The sequence below is a fragment of the Campylobacter sp. 2018MI13 genome (assembly GCF_018501135.1).
Classification (GTDB): domain Bacteria; phylum Campylobacterota; class Campylobacteria; order Campylobacterales; family Campylobacteraceae; genus Campylobacter_E.
In genome coordinates this window covers 1-6,425 of record NZ_JAHCZC010000088.1, presented here as the reverse complement: position 1 = coordinate 6,425, position 6,425 = coordinate 1, and the positions used below count along the sequence as shown (strand labels likewise).

Genomic DNA, 6,425 nt, shown 5'->3' with positions numbered 1-6,425 from the left:
TTTATAATCTTATTAGAAAACAATACTAAGCAAAAAATATTGCTTAGTGTAAAATATAAAAATATTCCAAAATGCTTTAAAACAAATTCAGTAAAATTATTTTTCATCTTTAGCCTTTTTTTGCAAGATATTTAGGGTTGTATTTACTATACTAAATGCTAAAGCAGTATAAATATATGCTTTATTTATATGAATATTTAAACCTTCAACTATTAAAACACCACCAACTAAGACTAAAAATGTTAAAGCTAGAGTTTTTAATTCTTGGAATTTTTCTACTAAATCTCCAATCCATTTACTAGCAATCATCATAAACATCATAGCAATTATTACAGCTAATATCATAATGCTAAGCTCATCAGCAATTCCTACTGCAGTAATTACACTATCTAAAGAAAAAATTATATCAATTAAAGCAATTTCAATTATTACAACAAAGAAATTTGAGCTAGCCTTAAAATTACTATTATCACTATGCTCGTTTTTTTGCATTGATATTAGTTCTTTAATTGATTTAATTATTAAAAATATTCCCCCACCAATTAAGACAATATCTCTACCGCTAAAATCTTGACCTAAGATATTAAATAAAGGTTTTGTAAGTTTAACAAGCCAAAAGATACTAAATAAAAGTGCTATACGAGTTAGCATAGCAAAACCAAGTCCTAAAATACGGCCTTTATTTTGAAGGTGTTTTGGTAATTTACTTACTAAAATAGTAAGAAAAATAATATTATCTATTCCTAAAACTATCTCAAGTAATACTAAAGTTACGAAAGATAATATGCCTTCTGAAGTGAAAATCCATTCAAACATAATTGTCCTTTTTATTGATTAAAAAATGCTATCCTAACCGAAATTTTTTAAAGGAGATTAAATGAGATTAGAACACGATTTTTTAGGCGAACTTGAAATTGCTGATGATATTTATTATGGAGTTCAGACCTTAAGAGCAGTGCAAAATTTTGACATTTCAGGAAAGCGTTTAAAGGACTTTCCAAGACTAATTATATCTTTTGCGAAAGTAAAAAAAGCAGCAGCTTTAGCTAATTATGAATTAGGCTTAATTAATGAAGAGATTAAAAACGCTATTTGTTTTGCTTGTGATGAATTAATAGCTGGAAAATATAAAGACCAATTCGTTGTAGATATGATACAAGGTGGTGCAGGAACTTCTACAAATATGAATGCAAATGAAGTTATAGCAAATATTGCTTTAGAAAAATTAGGGCATAAAAAAGGTGAGTATGAGTATTGCCATCCAAATGACCATGTGAATTTATCTCAAAGCACAAATGATGCTTATCCAACATCTTTAAGAGTTGCTTTATATGATTATTTAAGTGATTTAATGAAAGCTATGAATTATTTAAAAGCAGCTTATGAAAGAAAAGCAATTGAGTTTAAAGATATTATAAAAATGGGAAGAACCCAGCTTCAAGACGCAGTTCCGATGACTTTAGGAAGAGAATTTAAAACTTTTGCTGTAATGCTTGGCGAAGATATACAAAGAGTTAGCGAAGCAAGAAGCTTAATTTTAGAAATTAACTTGGGTGCAACTGCTATTGGAACAGGAATTAATTCTCATCCTGATTATCCACCAATCGTTGCAAAACACCTTCAATATATAACAGGTGCAAATTTTGTAATAGCAGATGATTTAATAGAAGCTACACAAGATACAGGAGCTTTCGTTCAAATTAGTGGAGTTTTAAAAAGAGTTGCAACAAAATTAAGTAAAGTTTGCAATGATTTAAGATTACTTTCTAGTGGTCCAAAATGTGGTTTAAATGAAATTAACTTACCAAAAATGCAACCAGGCTCATCAATTATGCCAGGTAAGGTAAATCCAGTTATCCCTGAAGTGGTAAATCAAGTGTGTTATTATGTAATTGGTGCTGATGTTAGTGTTACTTTAGCTTGTGAAGGTGGACAATTACAATTAAATGTATTTGAACCACTTGCAGCATATAGTTTATTAAATAGTATTTGTATGCTTGAGCGTTCTATGAAGACTTTAGCTGATAAATGTATAGATGGTATCACAGCAAATAAACAAATATGCGAAGATTTTGTGATGAATAGTATAGGAATTGTAACTGCACTAAATCCTTATATAGGTTATGAAAATAGTGCAAGTATTGCAAAAGTTGCATTGCAAACGGGTGCAAGAGTTTATGATTTAGTTTTAGAGCGTAAATTAATGGATAAAGAAAAGCTTGATAAGATTTTAAGCCCTGAGTTTATGTTAAAGCCACATATGGGAGAAATTAAATAATATTTTGAAATAGGAATTTTAAATTCCTATTTCTTTAAAAGTAATAGATAATAATTTAATCTAAATAATAAAAATTATTATTTATTGCTTTTGTTTAAATTTAGCTAATTTTTTTTAGTTAAAATTTATCTTTAACAATCACAAGGAATAACAATGTATAAGATGATATCAAGTATGAAATTAAGCATAATTTTGTTTTTGTTGTTTGCTTTTGCTAGTGGTTTAGCAACTTTTATAGAAAGCAAATATGGAACTCCTACAGCTTGGGCTTTAATATATGCTAGCTGGTGGTTTGCTGCTATTCAGGTATTGCTAGGAATTAATTTATTTTTTGCAATATTTAGATATAAAATGTATGAAAAATTACCGCTTTTTATATTCCATCTTAGTTTTTTATTTATGCTACTTGGCTCGGCACTTACTAGGTATTATGGATTTGAAGGATATATTCATATAAGAGAAAATGAAACTTCAAATATAGTAAGCTCAAGAGAAGCATTTTTTAGTATTTCTGCTATGAAAGATAATAAATACTATTCAAGCGATGAGTTTAAATATATAAGCGTAATAGGTCATAATGATGTAGATATTAACTTAGATTTAGATGGCAAAATAGCTAATTTAAAATTAGAAAAAGTTATTTTACACGCAAAACCAGCTTATAAAGAAGAAATAGGTGGAAAACCTTTTGTGTTATTAAATGTTTCAGGAGAGCAAGGCTCAAGTGCATTAGCCCTTGATGAAGGTAGATTTGTTGTATTAGGAGAAGTTGTAATAGCAAATAAAAAAGCTATTTCAATGAATGCTAAGCTTTTAGAATTTAACGAAAACAAAATTAAAGCGAATTTTGATTTAGAAATATTTGATGTTAAAAATAAGAAAAATATAAAATTATTAGCTGATAATGAATTTAGCCTTGATGATGGAATGGTAATTTCATTTGAAAATTACAAAATTGGATTTGATAAATTTTACAAAAATGGCGTTAAATACTACGAAGATAGCAAAGATAGCGAGTATCCAAATGCTTATTTAGTAAAAGTAACTTATGATAATGATAGTTTATACGCATATTTATTTGAAGGAGAAGGGCAAAAAATCACTCTAGCAAATCAAACTTTTAGCATATCTTATACTGCTAAATTACTTGAATTACCATTTAGCTTTACTTTAAACAAATTTGAATTAGAGCGTTATATGGCTTCAAATTCTCCGAAATCTTATGCAAGTTATATTAGAATCAATGATGATGAAAGTAAGGATTATAAGATTTATATGAATAATGTATTAGACCATAAAGGTTATAGATTTTATCAAAGCTCATACGATAAAGATGAGCTAGGAACTATTTTAAGTGTAAATCAAGACCCAGGCAAAATACCAACTTATATTGGATATTTATTATTAGGTATAGGATTATTTTTAAACTTGATTTACAAAAACTCACGCTTTATGATTTTAACAAAACGCTTAGCAAAAATGAGTTCATTAGTGCTTTTACTTAGTGCTTTAACTCCGCTTTTACATTCTGATGACATTAATGAAGCTATAGATAATGCTAATAAAAATCTAGCCCCAGTTAGCCTAGAAGAGCATGTAAAAGAATTAAGCGTTTTACCAGTTCAAAAAGACAATGGAAGAATAGCTCCATTTGGCTCATTAGCACTTGATTTAGTAAATAAAATTCATAAAACAAGCACTTATCAAGGCAAAGATGCAACAGAGCTTTTAATATGGATTATGAGTGATTTTAAAGACTTTTCTAAAGAAAAATTTATTTATCTAAGCAATCAAGAAATAAGAGATTTTTTAAATCTTGGCAAGGGTAAATATGCTAGTTTTTATGATTTTTTTCCAAATAATGTATATGCTTTAAAAGATGAAGTAGATAAAGCTTTAAGAACCAATCCAAACAAGCGTGGAACTTATGAAAAAGAATTATTAAAAGTTGATGAGCGTTTAAATCTTTTATATTACGCTTCTTTAGGTGGTTATGTAAGAGCTAGTTTTGAAGATGGTAAAGCTTTAAATGTCTTAGAAACTAGCAAACCTGATTTAAAAGCTTATTTTTTATCATTAATAAATGCAAATAAAGACAATAATTATGCTTTAAGCTCAAAGATTTTAAATGAGATTAAGGCAAGTCAAGGAACTAATATTGATGAAGCAAAATTTAAATTAGAAATCGCTTTTGATAAGGTAGGGATTTTTACAAAATTAAGCCCTGTTTATTTATTAGGTGGTTTGGTGCTATTAATTTTAGTATTTTCAAGAATGATTAGTGGTAAAACAAGTCTAAAAACTGCCTTTAAAATAGTTTATTATCTAAATATTTTAGTTTTCATAGTTCATACAATTGCACTTGCTATTAGGGGATATTTAAGTGGTCATGCACCTTGGTCAAATTCTTATGAAAGTTTATTGTATATTTCTTGGGCATTAAGCTTAAGTGGTATTGTATTTTCTAAAAAAAGTCCTATTTCATTATCACTTACATCAATTCTTGCAGCTATTGTTTTAATGGTAGCTCATCTTAGTTCAATTGACCCACAAATAGGCAATCTCGCACCTGTTTTACAAAGTTATTGGCTAACAATTCATGTTAGTATCATAACTGCTAGTTATGGATTTTTAGGTCTATGTGCTTTACTTGGAATTTTTGTATTAGTTTTATTTATTATGTTAGGAAAAAATAAAAAGCTAAATGAAAGAATAAAATCAAATATAAAAGAAGCTACAATGATTAACGAAATGGCTATGATTTTAGGCTTATCATTGCTTACTTTAGGTAATTTCTTAGGTGGTGTTTGGGCTAATGAATCTTGGGGAAGATATTGGGGCTGGGATAGTAAAGAAACTTGGGCTTTAGTATCTATTTTAGTTTATGCTGCAGTTTTACACATTAGAATGATTAAAGGAATAAATAATCAATTTACATTTGCAGTATGCTCTATGTTTGCATATTTGAGTATTATTATGACTTATTTTGGAGTGAATTACTTTTTAACAGGTATGCACTCATATGCTGCAGGAGAAGCTGCTAGCGTGCCTATTTATGCTTACATTAGCGTAGGAGTTATGGCGTTATTAGCGATTGTTGCAAGTAAAAATAAAAAGGAAGCAGAACTTTTATGAGAGATAATGTATTTATAATTGTCGGTGTAGTAGCTTTTTTAGTAATTATTGCTCTAGTTTTTTATTTTATAATCAAGAGCTCAAAAAATAAAGAAAATCAAATTCTTACACAAGAAAAGCAAGAAGTAGTCAAGAAAGTAAATGCTTTAGATGATTTGATAAAAGCAGCAAAGAGTGCAAAAACTCCAGCTGCTTTAAATAAAGTAGTTTTAGCGTTTTTACAAAGTCAAAGTCTTGAAAATAGAACAAGTCTTACAACTTTAAGTGAAGATGCTAAAAAAAAATTAGGATTTATTAGTGTTGTTTGTGCTAACAAATGTGCTGAAGCAAAATTAATTGCTTTTTTAAATCACGAATTGGGTAAAAAATATCCAAGTTACAAAAGAGAAATAGATTTATATGAGAATTTAGGACTTGCAAGAAGAAGGATGAAGTAATTGAATAAACTTTATTTTAGGTATCTTGCTAGCCTTTATCTTAAAAATTGTTTAATTTTTATTATTGCTTTTGTAGGATTTTATTTATTTATAGATATTTTAATTAATTATAAAAAGCTGCATTTAAATACCAATATATTCTTATTATATATTGTATATACAATGCTTACAGCTTTTTATTATATATTGCCAATAGCTTTAATACTTGCTATGATTTTTACAAAAATATCTCTTATTAAAAAAAATGAATTTATAGCGTTTTATTCTTTAGGGCTTAGCAAAAACGCAAGTGTTAAACCTATAATGTTTATAAGTTTAATAATAAGTTTTATCGCAATTTTTTTAAACTATACAAATATTGCTTATGCAGAAAACTATAAAAGCAATATTTTAAAATACGGATATTTAAGCAAAGAACAAATGGATTTATTTTTTAAATATCAAGATGATTATATCTATATAAAAAGTTATGATAAATCTACAATGAATGATATTAAAATTATCAAAAAAACAAACAATGAAATATCTAAAATCATCTTAGCAAAAAGAGCAAATTTTATTGATAATAATTGGGT

At 27.5% G+C, this 6,425-nt stretch carries 4 protein-coding genes and 1 pseudogene; 4 read left to right on the top strand and 1 reads right to left on the bottom strand.

The features are described from left to right. Positions 1–96: 96 nt before the first annotated feature. Complete coding sequence (locus KJQ99_RS08240) at positions 97–816, bottom strand: TerC family protein (RefSeq protein ID WP_214115805.1); 720 nt, start codon at positions 814–816, stop codon at positions 97–99. Positions 817–877: 61 nt separating this feature from the next. On the opposite strand from KJQ99_RS08240, the gene aspA reads away from it, so the two are divergent. From aspA to KJQ99_RS08220, 4 genes and pseudogenes are all read left to right on the top strand, one after another. Then, positions 878–2,278 (top strand): aspartate ammonia-lyase, encoded by a 1,401-nt coding sequence (gene aspA, locus KJQ99_RS08235; protein ID WP_214115804.1) that lies wholly within the window; start codon positions 878–880, stop codon positions 2,276–2,278. A gap of 1,086 nt (positions 2,279–3,364) precedes the next feature. Beyond that, positions 3,365–5,413, top strand: a pseudogene (locus tag KJQ99_RS08230) (cytochrome c biogenesis protein); the annotation flags it as partial. After that, entirely contained in the window at positions 5,410–5,850 is a 441-nt protein-coding gene (locus tag KJQ99_RS08225) for a hypothetical protein (RefSeq protein ID WP_214150513.1), read from the top strand. The pseudogene KJQ99_RS08230 and the gene KJQ99_RS08225, both read left to right, overlap by 4 nt. Beyond that, on the top strand, positions 5,851–6,425 hold a 575-nt coding region (locus KJQ99_RS08220), incomplete at its 3' end, for an LptF/LptG family permease (RefSeq protein ID WP_214150512.1).